We start from the raw sequence: 15,954 nt of genomic DNA, 5'->3' as shown, positions 1-15,954 counted from the left end.
GATTACTCTGCAATTTTAACCTGACTATTCAGGATATTGGCCAAGTAAACATTCCATCCTCTTGAAAATGGGTTAAGGTGCATTTAAAAAAAAGTCAACTGTAACCACTATATATCTGCAAAAAGAATGATAAAAAAATTAATAACGAAATTGTTCTGATAAGATGCGTTCATCCCACGAATGGTCGGGATCAAAAAGGATAGAGGCTGTTATTTCTGTTGCTGATGAAATAGTAACTGAATAAACAGATTTCACTTCAACGTTATCAGCGGTTGCATTAACAGGACGTTTGTCATATTCAAGCATATCAAGGCACACTGTGGCTGTATTTGGAAGTAAGGCTCCACGCCAGCCCCGAGGACGAAAAGGGCTAACGGGAGTAAGAGTCATAAGAGGTGCCATAAGAGGTAGAATAGGTCCTTGTGCTGATAAGTTATATGCGGTAGAACCTGCTGGCGTGGCGACAAGAATACCGTCGCAAATTAATTCTTCCATGCGGACTTGATTATCAATGCTGATACGAATTTTAGCGGCCTGATATGATTGACGAAATAAGGATACTTCATTAATTGCGAGTGCTTCGATGTGTCTTTGGGGTTGTGCATTTGCGATCATGCGTAAGGGGTGGATTTCTTTTTTATGTGCAGCAGCAATACGGGTTGGTAATTTTTTTTCATGAAACTCATTCATCAGAAATCCTACTGAACCTCGATTCATACCGTAAATAGGTTTTCCGGTATTCATGACATCCCGTACTGTTTGCAACATTGTTCCGTCACCACCAAGTGCAACAATGACATCGGCTTTTTCAAGAGAAGAGTGACCATAAGTGGAAATTAATTTATTGGTGGCTTTGATAGCTTCTTCAGTTTCGGCAGAAATGAAATGAAAGCGGCTTGGTAGTTTAGTCATTTAAGAGTTGCCCTGATATTCACGACTTATTTTTTTTAAATTTTTTAGAATTTAAAAATTTTATATAACGGTTGTTTTGGTAAAAAGAAGAATTTTGTATGAAAAGTAATTTATTAAACAGAGGGATATTTATGCAAAATAGCATTAAAAATAATATAATTCCATCAAGGATAAACATATATTATTTATTAATTTTTTGAAAGGAGTAATTCATTATTGAAGCTAAGAGCATGATCGGTTAAACGAGTATAATTGATCTTAATCATCATCTTTAAGCACCCGTAGCTCAGTTGGATAGAGCGCTGCCCTCCGAAGGCAGAGGTCACAGATTCGAATTCTGTCGGGTGCACCAAATTTTCACTCTATTTCATACTTCTTATAAAAGCTATTTTAAATTAAGAAAGAAGATTATGACTATTATATTGAATCCAGGTAAAGTTACTTTGAATGAACTTGAATCTGTTTATTGGGATGGTAAAACGAGCAAGCTTCATCATGACACACATCTAACTATAAAAAAAGGAGCAGCTCTTATTGCTGAAATTGCTGCTGGCAGTGAACCAGTTTATGGAATTAATACTGGATTTGGCAAATTAGCCTCAATTAAAATTGATATAAATGATGTGACCATTTTACAAAGAAATCTTATTTTATCACATTGTTGTGGAGTAGGAGCGCCTCTACCTGAAAATGTTGTACGATTAATGATGACCTTGAAGCTTATTGCGCTAGGACGAGGTGCTTCTGGTGTTCGTCTAGAATTGGTCCATTTGCTAGAGAAGATGCTTGCAAATAGAGTTATTCCTGTCATTCCTGAAAAAGGATCAGTCGGTGCATCAGGTGATCTTGCTCCGCTTGCTCATATGGCTGCTGTTATGATAGGAGAGGGAGAAGCGTTTTTTCAAAATATTCGTATGAGTGGGAAAGCTGCTTTGAAAAAAGCAGGATTATCCCCCATTGTTTTAGAGGCAAAAGAAGGTTTAGCTCTGATCAATGGTACTCAAACATCAACAGCGCTTGCTCTTGCAGGTCTTTTCCATAGTTATCGAGCATTATGTGGTGGACTTCTTTCAGGTGCATTAACAACAGATGCTGTCATGGGTTCAACAACACCATTTCACCCTGATATTCATATTCTACGTGGCCATTATGGGCAAATTGTTGTGTCACAGACACTAGAAAAGCTTTTAGAAGATTCAGAAATTCGGGAAGCACATTTGTGTGAAGATAATCGTGTCCAGGATCCTTATTGTATACGTTGCCAACCACAAGTTATGGGTGCATGTTTTGATATTCTGACTGCAGCTGCAAAAACACTAATTGTTGAAGCAAATGCAGTTACAGATAATCCATTAATTTTAAGGAATGGTGATGTTGTATCAGGTGGAAATTTTCATGCTGAACCTGTAGCATTTGCTGCTGATCAGATTGCTCTTTCTTTATGTGAAATAGGATCAATTTCTCAAAGACGTATTGCTCTTATGGTTGATCCAGCAATTTCTTACGGACTTCCAGCTTTTTTAGCTCAAAATGCAGGACTTAATTCTGGCTTTATGATTGCTGAGGTGACAGCTGCTGCTTTAATGTCTGAAAATAAACAAATGGTACATCCTGCTTCGGTTGATTCGACACCAACTTCAGCAAATCAAGAAGATCATGTTTCAATGGCTTGTCATGGTGCTCGTCGGTTGTTGGTAATGAGTGAAAATCTTTTTACTATTATTGGTATCGAAACACTTGTTGCAGTACAAGGAATTGAATATCGTACTCCTTTTAAAACGAGTCCCTTATTACAATCTGTTATAAAGCACTTACGTGCACATATTAAGATTCTAGAGGAAGATCGCTATATGGCTTTAGATCTTGAGAAGGCACGTGCATTTGTGAGTGAAGGATACTTGTTGTCGGTTTTACCAGAAACAATTTTTCCATCATTGGCAATAAGCAATTAATTTAAAGCTGCGATCAAGCAGTTATGAAGAGAGAGGCTAGAGATTCGTTTTTTATAATGCTTGCTCATCAGATTTTTTTTTGATAAATTGAGAAACCGCTTACTTTAAGTGTTTTAAGTGGGAGTATTGTGTATGTTATCATAACACAATTACCCTGTTACCGATATTTCCTCAAAGCTGAAGGGGAAGGAAGAATGCAGTTTTTTTGTTGTAAACGCTATATGTTGTATCAACATACAAAAAAATGAAATTATGCATCTTAGCGGCTATGAATTGTATTTTTTTATGAAAATAAAAATTCAAATTCTTCAGATCTTTTAGAGTTTTTTCACATTTCAATCGGCTTCGGTTTTTATTAATCTGCGAATTTCGCTTCTGTAAAGGCTGGGATGATATTTGAAGAAGAATAGAAATGACAACAAATGAACTTAAACGGGGTATAAATCAGCGTCAGGTTATATTTTTAGCTCTTGGTTCTGCGATTGGCACAGGGCTTTTTTATGGATCTGCACAGGCGATTAATCTTGCTGGCCCAAGTGTTTTAATTGCTTATTGTATTGCTGGCTTAGCTATTTTTATAGTTATGCGTGCTTTGGGTGAGATGATTATTCATAATCCACTGTCTGGTTCTTTTGCTCGTTATGCTACAAATTATATATCGCCATTAGCTGGTTTTTTAACAGGGTGGACATATGTTTTTGAGGTAGTGCTTGTTGGTTTAGCTGATATTACAGCTTTTGCAACTTATATGAGTTTTTGGTATCCTGATGTTGCTTCTTGGATATGGACATTGAGTATTACCCTCATCATTACATGTATTAACCTAGCAGCAGTGAAGGTATATGGTGAGCTAGAATTTTGGCTTTCTTCCGTAAAAATTATCGCCATTATCACTATAATTATTTCAGGCATAGCAATTATTTTTTTTAATTGGAATACAAATACGTTTTCTACTATTGGGATTCATAATTTATGGCAAAATGGTGGAGTATTTCCAAATGGTTTGTTTGGTTTTTTAGCTTGCTTTAGTGTTGTTGTTTTTTCTTTTGGTGGTGTAGAAATTATTGGAATGGCGGCAATGGAAGTACATGATCCTAATAAAACAATCTCAAAGGCAATTAATTCTATTCCAATTCGAATTTTGCTCTTTTATGTTATGACTTTAGCAGTTTTAATGTCGCTTTATCCTTGGCATGAAATTCGCCTTATTAGTAGCCCTTTTGTTACAATTTTTGAAAGGTTTGGTATTTCGTCAGCAGCTCATATTCTTAATATTGTTGTTATTACAGCTGTGGTTTCTGCAATTAATAGTGAAATGTATAGTGCGGTCCGCATGATATATGGTTTATCGCAAGAAGGTTATGCATTTAAAAAATTCCAATATTTATCAAAAAACGGTATACCGATTTTTATTATTTTACTCATATTTGGCGTATTTCTTTTTGGTGTTATTCTTAATTATTATTACCATAATCGGCTTTTTTTTCTCATTGCGGCAATGGCGACATTTGCGACAGTTTTTGTTTGGATGATGATTTTGCTTTCACAAATTTTTATGCGGCTTAAAATGTCTGCAGAAGAACACCGTGATTTAAAATTCCCAATACCATTTTGGCCAATAGGATCAATTTTTGCTACTGTGTTTATGGTTTTTATTTTTGTTTTGTTATGGTTTTTTAATAATACAAGGCCAGTGTTGATTATAGGTATTATTTGGCTTTTTTCGCTTGTTATTTGTTTTTATGCACTTAAATTTTATAATTTCAAGAAAAGCAATATTTATCAAAAGGGAAAGAAAGCTTAAAATCAAGAACAAGTACAATTTATATAATGGTTTATAGTTGAGAAAAGATGCTTCCGAGTATAAAAAAACCATTGCGTAATATGATTTTTAAAGAAGAGAAACTAATATTTTTTCTAAGAATTTCATATTCATTTTTGTCTATTGCATCGAAAAAATATTTTTATATTTACAGTAATGATTGCTTCTTTTTTTATAAAGAGATACAGAAAGCTTTAAAAAATCAATTGAAGAAATAGAGATGGAAAAACGTGATGGATTATATATAAATTTAATTCTACGTTTTAATTTTGATTCTAAATATTCTTTTTTAATCAAAAAAACAATAATTTATGATATATAAAAGCTTCTAGTGGGCGTGTTTTTATTGCTTCCAATAGCAATTTTCGATTAATACTCTTTGTGTAAAGAGCTTACATTTTATCTTTTGTCTATCCAAAGATTACTTTGAGTTGTAATATCATTGCACCTGAGTTTTCTGCTCTTATTATAGCTGATTTTTAATTTCTGCAGCATTATAAGCTTCTCTAAACAGATTGCTAAAGTTCCTTTTTGGTTAATTTCTTTCTTTTTTTCTATAAATGAATATTTTTGATTAATTTCCGTTTAAGGTAATACTAATTATGCGAAGCTGGCGTTTCGAGAGCATAAATTTATGTAAAGATAAAATATTTAGATTTTTTTTATGTTAAAATAGTATCATGTTTATTATTTAATGGCATCGAGATGCACTTAGTTGTATTGTATCTAAAATTATTTTAGATAAAAAATTTATTTATTAATTAAAATAAATTATTTAATAATAATCATATTTTCGAATATAAAATACATATATTAATCCAATGAAAAATATATTTATAATAATAAATAGAATATATTAAAATTAAATATTTTTATTTTTGAAAATATAAATAATATTTATTAATTCTGATTAAAATTAGAGAAAATACATAAAAAAACTCAATTCCTAATTCCAAGTCTAAAAAAGAAATTGTCGCAAAAAGTGTAAAAAATAACTCTGTTCAAATGAGTCGAAAAAAATCGAGGGTTTATCAGAATGTATCTCTGGAAAACCAAAAATGTTCGATAGGGATCTAAACATGATTCATAAATTTAGAACCTCGATAAACATGATGAAAGTATTGTGGAACGTGTTTTGGGAACATGTTGTGGAACTTTGAATGATTGCTTAGAGGTTTAGAGAAAGAATATAATCTTAAAGATGATTTTGATCTCTTTAAAAAATTAATAATTACGAATAAGCGGTAGAAATACTTAGCCAAGCAGAGCAAGATATTTAGGTGTCAGCGAATAGAGGACATGGAACTAAATAAGTCGAGAAAGATGGGTATTATAGCTTGTTAAAAATGTAATGTCTTGCATCTTCTTTTTATATTTATGTGTGAACTGTTTGTGAGAATATTCATTTAAAATACTTGGTCTATCTCGATTTTGATAATTAAAGGTACAATAATTTCTTTTGATTTAATTGTTGGATCAGTATTGAATTTGAAAAAGAATTTTGTCCAAAAGATCAAGTCACAAAGATTTAAAGAGTTTATAAAAACCGAAAAACAATTTGAAAAAAGATATTGATTTACGATACATTTTAGAGATAAAATATAAGGCCTTATTCCCAGACTTTAAAAGAGATTAGTAAAACCAGTATATTATCTGTTGCAGAAGTAAAACCGGTGGGCGTGACAGGGATTGAACCTGTGACCCCTACGATGTCAACGTAGTGCTCTCCCGCTGAGCTACACGCCCATTTTATAATAGTAGCATACACATATAAACTATAAACGTTAATGCTTGATTGAATTTTTATAATAAAATACCAATAATTTAAAAGGGTATTTTTTTCAAGCAGCTATAAGTATTTTTTCAATTTCACTAACCAATTCACGTAAATGAAACGGTTTAGAAAGTACTTTAGCATCAGGAGGGGCATCGTGATTTGGATTTAACGCGACTGCCGCAAAGCCTGTAATGAACATTACTCGTAAATCAGGATCAATTTCAGTAGCGCGTCGTGCTAACTCAATTCCATCCATTTCTGGCATCACAATATCAGTAAGTAGAAGAGAAAATGGCTCTTCTTGTAGACATTCATATGCGCTAACGCCATTATCGAAATCGGTAACTTCATAGCCGGCACGTTCAAGTGCTTTTACTAAAAAGCGACGCATATCATTATCATCTTCTGCAAGCAAGATTCGTTTCATCATTATGTCCAGTTGCTTTATTTATCAGAATTTATCATATTGATCTATACAATGTAGAGCATTTATAGGAAAAGCTATAAAATGCTTATAATAAAAATGAATGGCGAAATGGTTAATTTCTTGGCTATATTATTTTTAATTTTTGAATTCATAATGCACATAATTTTGGTCAGAAATCAAACATTTGAGTGTTTTAGGTTCACTTAAGTGCAGACTTTGTTTCTTTTCACTTCTTCTGATCCTAATCAGATCGATTATATCAATTTCATGATTATGTCAGTTTTAGGAGCTGCTGATATTAAAAAATTAGAAGATTATTCTATTATTTTTTATATCGAAAGTTTATAGGTAGAGTAATGTTTTCATAGTGTGAGGATTGTGTATTTATTGATAATTGCTATGAATAAAGGCATCAAATGCAGCCCAAAACTGTTTACGATAGTTTTCTTTACGCATTATCGTATCGAGTTCAGCTCCTATAATTGTGATACTGTCTGTCAAACGCGTTGATCGACATAATCGTCGCACTTCAATATTATTCACAATATTATTTTGATTAGCAAGGATAAACAGTGTTGGAATTTGTAAATTTCCATGAAGTATATTTGTTTTCATTGCGCTGATTGCATTGAGTGTTGAGGACATCCATCGAGATGTTGGTCGATTGAAAAGAAGATTAGATTGCGTATTTGCCTGTTTTAATTTTTTTTCACTTTTAACAGGTAAGAAACCAAAACCTATATCGGAAAAAAATTGTGTTAATTTATGTTGAAAACTATTTGTTTTATTACCTAATGGAGCAAAAAGGGGAGAAACGCAAAGCATTCTGTTGAATTGGTGATTGATAAGGCTTAATCCGTTAAGTGCTATTAACCCTCCCATACCATAAGTAAGCATATAGTAAGGTGGAGGACAATTTAGATAAACAAAATTTTTAAGAAATTCTGATAAATTATTAATATAATTGTTAATATCGAAATAATTATGCCGATTCCATTTTTGTTTATTAGGTTGATTTTCCTCTCGACCAAACCAATCAAATATCGTGGTATAAAAACCGCGTTGGGAGATTTCATTCATTGGTAAAAAATATTCTTCTATAGCATCTGCATAATTTTCAAGAATAACAACAGTTCCTTTAGCTTTTTTTGTTGCAGAATTTGTTATTGCAAATCGAATCTCACGATCGTTGGCTATTTTTAAATAGCTACTACTATGCATATTAGAGAGAGGAGAATTCGAGGCTGTAGAATCAAAAGGTGTTTTCAATTGGCATCCTTTATTGATGTATATGCATAAATTGATGCAAGATAAAAAAGTTTCTGTTACTTGTAATGCTGATGAATAGTTAAAAAACAGTTATTTTATTTATACGTGTTTTTGCAAATTAAAGTGCAAAAGAGTTGAAATAAAAAAGATTTGTTCCCAAATAAACATTACAGTCGCCATGATGGGACTGTTGGTCTGCAAATATGTCTGCCATTTGGAGACTTGAAGGATCAATTATAGTCGCTCTAAAGGAGGGCAAGCTTATGCGTCAAGTAGATTTTTCGCCGTTTTATCGTTCAACAGTAGGTTTTGACCATCTTCTTAATTGGTTTGATTCCAAGACACAACTGGATGATATTTCTTCTTATCCACCATATAATATTGAGCGTTTAGGTGAGGATTCTTATAGAATTTCTATGGCTGTTGCTGGTTTTTCACAGAATGAAATCGATATTGAAATGCATTGTAATCAGCTAACCATTAAGGGTGAGAAAATGCCTGAAAATGAAGGTGCAGGACGTGAGTTTCTTTATCGAGGAATCGCTTCACGTGCTTTTGAGCGGCGTTTTCATTTAGCTGATCATGTTAAAGTTATTGGAGCAGAATTGAGTGATGGCCTTCTTCATATTCAACTTAAAAGAGAAGTGCCAGCTGAATTGAAGCCAAGGAAGATAGTTGTACAAGCAACACCATCTGTTATTAAAAATAGCAATAATCATAGTGCATGTACAGAAAACTTAGAGCTTAATGCAAAAGAATAATTATAATTTTCTAAGTTATTTGAGTAACGCGGGATAAAGATCTCGCGTTTTTTTATATTTTATTGAAGGGAAAGTCTGAAAATTCTTTATGTAAAAAACGGTCATGAATAATTGAAAAAGTAGAATAGATTTTTCAAAAATTACATATGAGAATTGGAGAAGTTTTCTCTTTAAGAAAGCATCATTCTTCCTATTTTGAGAGATGGTCGGAGCGGCGGGATTTGAACCCACGACCCCTTGACCCCCAGTCAAGTGCGCTACCAGGCTGCGCTACGCTCCGAACCATCCAGCACGACTAAACGACTGTTTCTTTAAAGGCAAGAGAAAAAACAAAATCAAATTTATCAAAGTACTCTTTTGTCACAAGAAAGAAGCACTAAGATGATGAGAGAAAGATTTTGTAATTCGGTGTTTATGATTCACTCGAGATAAGTAATTCGATCACCAAACTTCTTGTTTGTTTATTGATTTTAGTAATTGTTATATGCATAGCTTAATTGATCAGTTTATGTATAATGGAAAGCGAATGGATAGGTTTTTTATAGTTTCAAATGAATTTATTTTTAACTGCTCCATGAGTGGAGGAGGACGGAGGTCTCTTTTTTATGCTGAGAATCTTTTGAGGATAGATCAATTATATTGATATAGTGATAGATTGAACAGAACGAAGATTTTTTATTTAAAATATTAAAAAAACACTTCTCGACTGTTTAATAAGTAGCCATAAAAATCTGAAGAGATATGTACATAATTTTATTTGCTCATTTTAAATATCAAAAATAATATTATTGCAGCTAAAATCCCTATTTAATAAAGAAGAGTAAACAATGAGTCATTTTTCAATAATAAGTTTAACAGAATCTGCCATAGATCGCATTAAGGTTATTATGGAAACAAAAAATGCACATGGTATTCTTGTTGGTATCAAGAAAGGTGGCTGTGCGGGTATGGAGTATACAATAGCTCTTGTAACAGAAGAAATGCATGATGCCGATGTTGTTGAAGTTGACGGTGCTCGTGTTTTTATTGCACGCGATGCAGTATTATTTTTATTAGGAACGCAGATGGATTATGAGGTCACAACGCTTCGTTCAGGTTTTGTATTTAATAACCCTAATCAAGTTTCAGCTTGTGGGTGTGGTGAATCGGTAGAGATTCGTCCTGTTTCACAAAATCAGATAAATGAAACATACAAGACGAATTGAATTAAATAACAGTTATTTACACGATATTTTTAGTGATATTCATTAAGTTGTTATAAATAACTTTTTCTTATTGTTTATTTTTGGCTTTATTCCAAAGATCTTTTATCTCCTGTAGAGATTGTAGAGATACATCGGTCAGCATTTTAGACTGAACTGATAAATTTTCCTCAATATCCACAAAGCGATGCCGAAATTTTATATTAGTTTTTTTAAGTGCTTTTTGTGGATCAATATTCAAGTGATGTGCAAGATTCAATATCGTGAAATAAAGATCACCGAATTTTATTTCTATATCTGAATTTTTTTCGATTTTTATTGCTTCTTTTAGCTCATTAAGTTCTTCTTTGATTTTCTCAAAAATTTGATCACTCTTATACCATTTAAAACCAACTGTAGCAGCTGTTTTTTGTAACGCGAGTGCCTCTCTCTTGATCAGCTGGTTGGGCTGATTTTACTTGTGCAAGATAACTTGTTAGTACATTATCTGATATATTTTCTCCATGTTGTTTTTTCTGTTCAGCTTTCTCTATTTTCTTGATATGTTCCCACATTCCTTCTACAAAACCACGGCTTTTTTCTCTGTATTTCCAAAAACATGGGGATGGCGTCGAAGCATTTTTGCAGTAATTGCATAAACAACATCTTCAAAAGTAAAACTTCTTTCTTCTTTAGCGATCATGGGGTGATATACTACCTGTAAAAGAAGATTGCCGAGTTCTTCACAAAGATTCATTCGATTGCCTCGTTCAATGGCATCAATAACTTCGTAAGTTTCTTCAAGCATATAAGGTATAATAGATTCAAAAGTTTGTTTTATATTTCAAGTGCAACCATTATCACGGTTTCATAATGCCGCTACAATGGTAATAAGGTCGTTGATATCTTTTGGTGTCTAGCACTTAACGTCTTTTTCTATATGATATAATTATAAATCCCAGCGTTTATGAAACCACATCCATTGTCCAGGATATTCACGTACCCAAGCTTCAACAATATCGTTTAATTTTTGTGTGGAAGCGATTATATTAACTTCATTTTTTTCATCAAGTGGTAGGTCTATACGCTCATATAAATCTAAACGATAGCGTCCTCCAGCTAGTCGGATACAACGTGCTGGATAAATATCGCAATTATATTGTCGAGCGAGCTTTATAATTAAAGGATTTGTTTTAACTGGTCGGTTGAAAAATGTTCCAGGAATACCTCGACGAAACTTTTGGTCGACAAGGACGCCGGTGTTTTCACCTTTTGCTAATTTAGCTGCTAGTGCCCAAACTGCACCAGCTTTGGATGGTACAAGATGTCCCATAGAGGTTCTGCGAGCTTTAAGAATTTGTTTGGCAATATAGGGATTGTTGGGTGGTCTAAATAATACTGTGACTTTAAGATCAAAACTTTGAGCGCATATAGGAAGAAGCTCAAAATTTCCAGTGTGGGCTGTGAAAAAAATATGTGGTTTTTTTTCATTTTTTAATCGTTGAAATATTTCAATGCCGTTGACTTCAACCAATCCTGGCTTATCAGCATTGGGATCGAAATCAAAAATTTTATCAAGAAAAATATATTCGGCTAGAAGTCGCCCCATATTTTCCCACATTTCTATTGCAATTGTGCACAATTCTTGTTCTGTTTTTTCTGGATATGCTGCTTTAAGATTGGCAAGCGCAATTTTATGACGGGGTACAAGAGGACCAAATGTTTTTGCTAACCAGGAAAAAAAAGAAAAACCAATATTAGCAGGAAGATGTCGTAAAATAGCTAGAAAACCGATTAATAGGTATGTCCACAGAAAATTAAAATAATTTTTTATAATAATTTTAAAACGATACATTAAAAACTTAATATAATACTTTATCATAATTAATTGATTTTCAGGATAATTTTTCCAAAAACATCACGACTTTCCATGCGTTTTAAAGCTATATTAATTTTATCGAAGTCTATAATTGTATCAATAACAGGATACACAATTCCTTGCGCCATTTTATGCATGGCATTTGTCATATTTTCCATACGACAACCAAAAGAACCAAATATTTTCAGTTGTTGCTGAAACAACTGCATTAAATTCATAGATGTTGAAACACCAGAAGTAGAACCACAAGTTACCAAACGTGCTCCGCGTTTCATGCTTAGCATAGAACCGGCCCATGTATCAGCACCTACATGCTCAAAAACAACATCAACACCTTTTTTTTGAGTTAATTTACGAACAATACCTTCAAAACGTTCTTTACGGTAATTAATAACGTGATCTGCTCCTAGAGATTGTGCTTTTTCAATTTTATTGTCTGAACCTACTGTGGTGATAACTGTACATCCCATGTTTTTTGCAATTTGAATAGCTGCCGATCCAATACCAGAACCACCAGCATGTATTAGAATTGTTTCTCCAACTTGTAATTTCGCGTTATCAAACAGCATGTGCTCCACAGTGCCAAAGGTAATAGGGGCAACAGCTGCTTTTATTTCATCACATTCTGGAGGTGTTGACACTAATAGGCGTGCTGGCAGATTGACAAGTTCACAAGCAAATCCATCGAGATGAAAACCATATACACCTTTTACATGATTGCAAAAATTATCACGTCCTTCGCAGCAGGCTTGGCATAGGCCACAAGTATGTGCTCCATAAATTGAGACGAGTTGCCCAAGTTGCAAGTTTTCAATACCATCTCCTAATTGAACAATTTCGCCAGAAGCTTCAGCACCTATAACAAGTGGCATTTTTCTTTTCGCAAAGGCCATACCGCGCCATCCCCATACATCAATATGGTTAAGAGCAACAGCCTTTATACGTACTGTGACTTCACCAGGATTTGGCGGTGGTGGTGGAGTAATATCAGTAATTTTAAGCTGGCGCTCATTGATTAATTGCAGTGCACGCATCATTATTCTCTTTGAATGTCTATAAAGATTGATAGTTTTAAGATCAATTATAAAAGATTATCCTTTATACGCAGTAATAACAAGACTAGTATTTTGGCCTCCAAAACCGAATGAGTTCGATAAAATTGTATTTATGCAGGCTTTACGGCTATGATTAGGAACAACATCTAAAGGAATTGCAGGATCGGGATCATTGTAATTAATTGTGGGGGGAAGTATTCCTGTTTGGATGGTTAGAAGTGAGAAAATAGCTTCTATAGCACCTGCGGCAGTTAATGTATGGCCAATCATTGATTTATTAGAAGAGACTGGGATATGCTCTAAAATGTCACCAAAAACTGTTGATAATGCTAGATATTCCATCTTTTCATTTTCGGGCGTAGAGGTTCCATGTGCGTTGATGTAATCAATCTCATTAATAGTTATTTTTCCGTCGGCTAAGGCTTTACGGACTGCTTCAATTGCAGGTGATGCATCGGGTTTTGAACGTGTGCGATGAAAATCATCTGCTGTTTCTCCACAGCCTGCCAAAATTCCTAGAATTTCTACGTTACGAGCTAAAGCACTTTGAACAGACTCAAGGACAAGAGCGCCTGATCCTTCTGCCATCACAAAACCATCTCGATCGCGGCTAAATGGTTTTGCTGCTTTTTCTGCTGGGTCATTTTGGGTGGAAAGAGCAGATAATAGTGAAAAACGGATCAGGGATTCTGCTGAAACCGAACCATCCGTGGCAATTGTGAGTGCACGATCTGTTTCACCTCGTCGAATTGATTCAACACCTAACTGGATAGCTGTTGCACCAGATGCGCAAGCGGTTGAAAGCGTAATGGGAAGCCCCTTTGTTCCAAATTTTTCTTGAATTTTCTCTGCAATTGTCCCAAATTGGGTAGTTTCAAAAAGCGCATGATGAGGTTTTTGGCTACAAACTTCAAGAAGATGTGCATAGGTGGGTTCATGACTGGATATAACTTCTTTATCAAGAGCGAAGCGCGCTTTCCATTCAAGTTCAACTGGGGGAGCAGCCAAAAACAATGGTCCATTAAAATCTTCTTTATCAAGTTTTGCTTGTTCTAAAGCCTCTTCTGCAGCAAGATGCGCTAGTTTTTCGGAAAGAGCTACAGCACCGATTGTACTTTCTTCAAGAAAATCAATAGTTCCTGCAATACGTGTATTTAATCCTTCAACAGGAAAACGTGTTATTTTATGAACACCACTAACACCATTAATTAGTTTTTTCCAATTTTCCTGTTTTCCTTGTCCCAGTGATGTTACAACTCCTGTTCCAGTGATTGCTACAAGTGGACGTCCGAGATGATCATTATATTTCATCATAGAAACTTTCTTTAAGCAGCAGTGAGGTGCACTATGCCTTCAGCTCTTTTTATACCAATTGCTGTGATAAATGCTTCACGTATTTCTTCAGAAAATGGCTTTTCATGAGAACTCAGAGGTGGAAAGCTACGTTTTTTTCTAACAGCAATAGCTGCTAATGCAAGTGCTAAAGGAAATTGCGCTTCTCGCATATAACCAAATAATGTTGTAATACCGCGATAAAATATCTTAGCATCGTTAAGAGCACTTTGTTCTGCTTTTGTTACATCATGACAACCTGAGGCAGCTGAAATTGTAAAGGAAAATTCAGCCTTTACTGTTTTTAACATTGTAGTAATTGTATCTGTAAGAGAATTTTTTGTTCTGTTTGTTTGATTGGTAATGATTTGACTAATTTCAGCATAAACGCGCGCATTACGCTTTTTTGCTTGTTCACCATTTTCAAGAACGAGAAAAACGCCACCAGAACCAGTAATTAATCCACCACCAGGGCAATTCTTACGGGACCAAACTGGTGTCCATTTACCACGTGTTAAGAGGCCTCCAAGCTCATGAGCTAACAGCATATCATAGCTTTGCGCATTATAGGAGCTTCCTACCAGCACGTGTGTACTTTGTCCTGAGCGAATACGTGCTGCAGCAATTTGAATAGCAGAAAGTCCACTTCCTTCTTCACCCATAAAGGTACGAGAAGATCCAGTTATTTTATGAACAATTGAAATATTTCCAGCTAGAAGATTTGATAGTTGCGCTAAAAATAAAGTTGGCCGAAGTTCAGTCGAAAGGGCTAAATTTAACATAGACTCATAGTGAGTTGTTTTACGTGCTTTCGCAAGAATTTGTGTATCGACAGTGATGTCACGTTCTCCTCCACTAGCTGCAACAATCATATCCATTGTTGATGTTAACTGTTGATCATTTTTCATTCCTGCATCATCAAGAGCAAGACCAGCTGCATAAGTACCAAGGCGCTGCCATATTCCCATTTGCCGTTGGTCACTTCGTTTTGGGATTTGCAGGTTCCAATCGATTTCTGTTAATTGATGAACAGCATAAGGTGCAAAAGTTGTACAATCAAGGTTCGGTTTGATTGTGGGATTATTTAATTGATTCCAATGATGAAAAACTCCTTCACCTAAAGAGCTTATAAGACCTATACCAGTAATGAATACAGTATGATTCTGCATAGCGAAAAAATTAGTCAGCTTGTTTTAAAGCAACGAGTTCATCAATTTTTGTGCAAAGGTTTTTAAGAACAAAGTACTCTTCAGTTGCGATTGAACCCTCATTGATTTCTTGAGTCCACTGTTCTAACGGGATTTTAATTCCAAAGGCTTTATCAATGGCAAAAACAATATCAAGAAAATCAAGACTATCAATTCCTAAATCGTCAATTGTATGGCTTTCAGATGTAATCGTGCTGCGATCAATTTCACTGATTTCTGCAATAATATCAGCGACTTTGTCAAAAGTAGAAGACAATGTATGATTCCTTATTATATTATTAGCTTTATAAAAAGACTTTAGTTACGATTCTATCTAGCCTTTTTTACCTTAAAAAAAAAGACTTAATCCAATATACAACTGTCTTTTCGATATTGAAAA

Annotated in this window: 13 protein-coding genes, 3 tRNA genes and 1 pseudogene; 6 read left to right on the top strand and 11 right to left on the bottom strand. The window is 34.2% G+C overall.

The features are described from left to right. Positions 1-138: 138 nt before the first annotated feature. The gene (locus T420_RS0103335; protein WP_013545170.1) at positions 139-912 is read right to left on the bottom strand and encodes an NAD kinase; all 774 of its coding nucleotides are present in this window, start codon (positions 910-912) and stop codon (positions 139-141) included. 275 nt (positions 913-1,187) lie between these two features. Here T420_RS0103335 and T420_RS0103330 point away from each other — a divergent pair. From T420_RS0103330 to T420_RS0103320, 3 genes are all read left to right on the top strand, one after another. Continuing rightward, a tRNA-Arg gene (locus T420_RS0103330) sits at positions 1,188-1,264 on the top strand. Positions 1,265-1,322: 58 nt separating this feature from the next. After that, positions 1,323-2,864: a histidine ammonia-lyase gene (hutH, locus tag T420_RS0103325; RefSeq protein WP_013545169.1), complete on the top strand. Its 1,542-nt coding sequence runs from the start codon at positions 1,323-1,325 to the stop codon at positions 2,862-2,864. Between the two features lie 412 nt (positions 2,865-3,276). Beyond that, positions 3,277-4,668, top strand: a complete 1,392-nt coding sequence (locus T420_RS0103320; protein ID WP_013545168.1) for an amino acid permease — start codon at positions 3,277-3,279, stop codon at positions 4,666-4,668. Between the two features lie 1,692 nt (positions 4,669-6,360). On the opposite strand, the gene T420_RS0103310 is transcribed toward T420_RS0103320, so the two are convergent. Next, a tRNA-Val gene (locus tag T420_RS0103310) sits at positions 6,361-6,432 on the bottom strand. Positions 6,433-6,527: 95 nt separating this feature from the next. Beyond that, complete coding sequence (gene cpdR, locus T420_RS0103305; RefSeq protein WP_013545166.1) at positions 6,528-6,890, bottom strand: cell cycle two-component system response regulator CpdR; 363 nt, start codon at positions 6,888-6,890, stop codon at positions 6,528-6,530. 207 nt (positions 6,891-7,097) lie between these two features. Between cpdR and T420_RS07305 the strand changes: the two genes are divergently transcribed. Beyond that, positions 7,098-7,238 carry a hypothetical protein gene (locus T420_RS07305; RefSeq protein WP_013545165.1) on the top strand — a complete coding sequence of 47 codons (141 nt, stop codon included), beginning with the start codon at positions 7,098-7,100 and terminating at the stop codon, positions 7,236-7,238. A 36-nt stretch (positions 7,239-7,274) separates the two neighbouring features. Here the strand turns inward: T420_RS07305 and T420_RS0103295 are convergent, their stop codons facing one another. Continuing rightward, entirely contained in the window at positions 7,275-8,159 is an 885-nt protein-coding gene (locus T420_RS0103295) for a serine aminopeptidase domain-containing protein (RefSeq protein ID WP_013545164.1), read from the bottom strand. A 263-nt stretch (positions 8,160-8,422) separates the two neighbouring features. Between T420_RS0103295 and T420_RS0103290 the strand changes: the two genes are divergently transcribed. Beyond that, positions 8,423-8,920 carry an Hsp20 family protein gene (locus T420_RS0103290; RefSeq protein ID WP_013545162.1) on the top strand — a complete coding sequence of 166 codons (498 nt, stop codon included), beginning with the start codon at positions 8,423-8,425 and terminating at the stop codon, positions 8,918-8,920. A 203-nt stretch (positions 8,921-9,123) separates the two neighbouring features. On the opposite strand, the gene T420_RS0103285 is transcribed toward T420_RS0103290, so the two are convergent. Next, a tRNA-Pro gene (locus tag T420_RS0103285) sits at positions 9,124-9,200 on the bottom strand. A gap of 547 nt (positions 9,201-9,747) precedes the next feature. Here T420_RS0103285 and T420_RS0103280 point away from each other — a divergent pair. Continuing rightward, positions 9,748-10,125 carry an iron-sulfur cluster assembly accessory protein gene (locus T420_RS0103280; RefSeq protein WP_013545161.1) on the top strand — a complete coding sequence of 126 codons (378 nt, stop codon included), beginning with the start codon at positions 9,748-9,750 and terminating at the stop codon, positions 10,123-10,125. A 67-nt stretch (positions 10,126-10,192) separates the two neighbouring features. On the opposite strand, the pseudogene mazG reads toward T420_RS0103280, so the two are convergent. From mazG to T420_RS0103240, 6 genes and pseudogenes are all read right to left on the bottom strand, one after another. Next, a pseudogene (gene mazG, locus T420_RS06900) lies at positions 10,193-11,005 on the bottom strand (nucleoside triphosphate pyrophosphohydrolase). Positions 11,006-11,050: 45 nt separating this feature from the next. Then, on the bottom strand, positions 11,051-11,980 hold the full coding sequence (locus tag T420_RS0103260) for a lipid A biosynthesis lauroyl acyltransferase (protein ID WP_026501137.1): 930 nt from the start codon (positions 11,978-11,980) through the stop codon (positions 11,051-11,053). Between the two features lie 5 nt (positions 11,981-11,985). Then, positions 11,986-13,014, bottom strand: a complete 1,029-nt coding sequence (locus T420_RS0103255) for a zinc-binding dehydrogenase (RefSeq protein WP_013545158.1) — start codon at positions 13,012-13,014, stop codon at positions 11,986-11,988. A 57-nt stretch (positions 13,015-13,071) separates the two neighbouring features. Beyond that, positions 13,072-14,346 carry a beta-ketoacyl-ACP synthase gene (locus T420_RS0103250; protein WP_026501136.1) on the bottom strand — a complete coding sequence of 425 codons (1,275 nt, stop codon included), beginning with the start codon at positions 14,344-14,346 and terminating at the stop codon, positions 13,072-13,074. A gap of 14 nt (positions 14,347-14,360) precedes the next feature. Next, positions 14,361-15,536: a beta-ketoacyl-ACP synthase gene (locus T420_RS0103245; protein ID WP_013545156.1), complete on the bottom strand. Its 1,176-nt coding sequence runs from the start codon at positions 15,534-15,536 to the stop codon at positions 14,361-14,363. A 10-nt stretch (positions 15,537-15,546) separates the two neighbouring features. After that, entirely contained in the window at positions 15,547-15,831 is a 285-nt protein-coding gene (locus T420_RS0103240; protein ID WP_013545155.1) for an acyl carrier protein, read from the bottom strand. Positions 15,832-15,954: the final 123 nt, after the last annotated feature.

This window comes from Bartonella clarridgeiae ATCC 51734 (assembly GCF_000518185.1).
In the GTDB taxonomy this organism is placed as follows: domain Bacteria; phylum Pseudomonadota; class Alphaproteobacteria; order Rhizobiales; family Rhizobiaceae; genus Bartonella; species Bartonella clarridgeiae.
Note: the sequence above shows the minus strand (reverse complement) of the source record. Positions and strands in the feature narration are given on the sequence as shown.

Coding starts and splice junctions, on each gene's coding strand:
- T420_RS0103320 (WP_013545168.1), top strand. CDS start 3,277: ATGACAACAAATGAACTTAAACGGGGTATAAATCAGCGTCAGGTTATA.
- T420_RS0103290 (WP_013545162.1), top strand. CDS start 8,423: ATGCGTCAAGTAGATTTTTCGCCGTTTTATCGTTCAACAGTAGGTTTT.
- hutH (WP_013545169.1), top strand. CDS start 1,323: ATGACTATTATATTGAATCCAGGTAAAGTTACTTTGAATGAACTTGAA.
- T420_RS0103250 (WP_026501136.1), bottom strand. CDS start 14,346: ATGAAATATAATGATCATCTCGGACGTCCACTTGTAGCAATCACTGGA.
- T420_RS0103335 (WP_013545170.1), bottom strand. CDS start 912: ATGACTAAACTACCAAGCCGCTTTCATTTCATTTCTGCCGAAACTGAA.
- T420_RS0103245 (WP_013545156.1), bottom strand. CDS start 15,536: ATGCAGAATCATACTGTATTCATTACTGGTATAGGTCTTATAAGCTCT.
- T420_RS0103255 (WP_013545158.1), bottom strand. CDS start 13,014: ATGCGTGCACTGCAATTAATCAATGAGCGCCAGCTTAAAATTACTGAT.
- T420_RS0103280 (WP_013545161.1), top strand. CDS start 9,748: ATGAGTCATTTTTCAATAATAAGTTTAACAGAATCTGCCATAGATCGC.
- cpdR (WP_013545166.1), bottom strand. CDS start 6,890: ATGAAACGAATCTTGCTTGCAGAAGATGATAATGATATGCGTCGCTTT.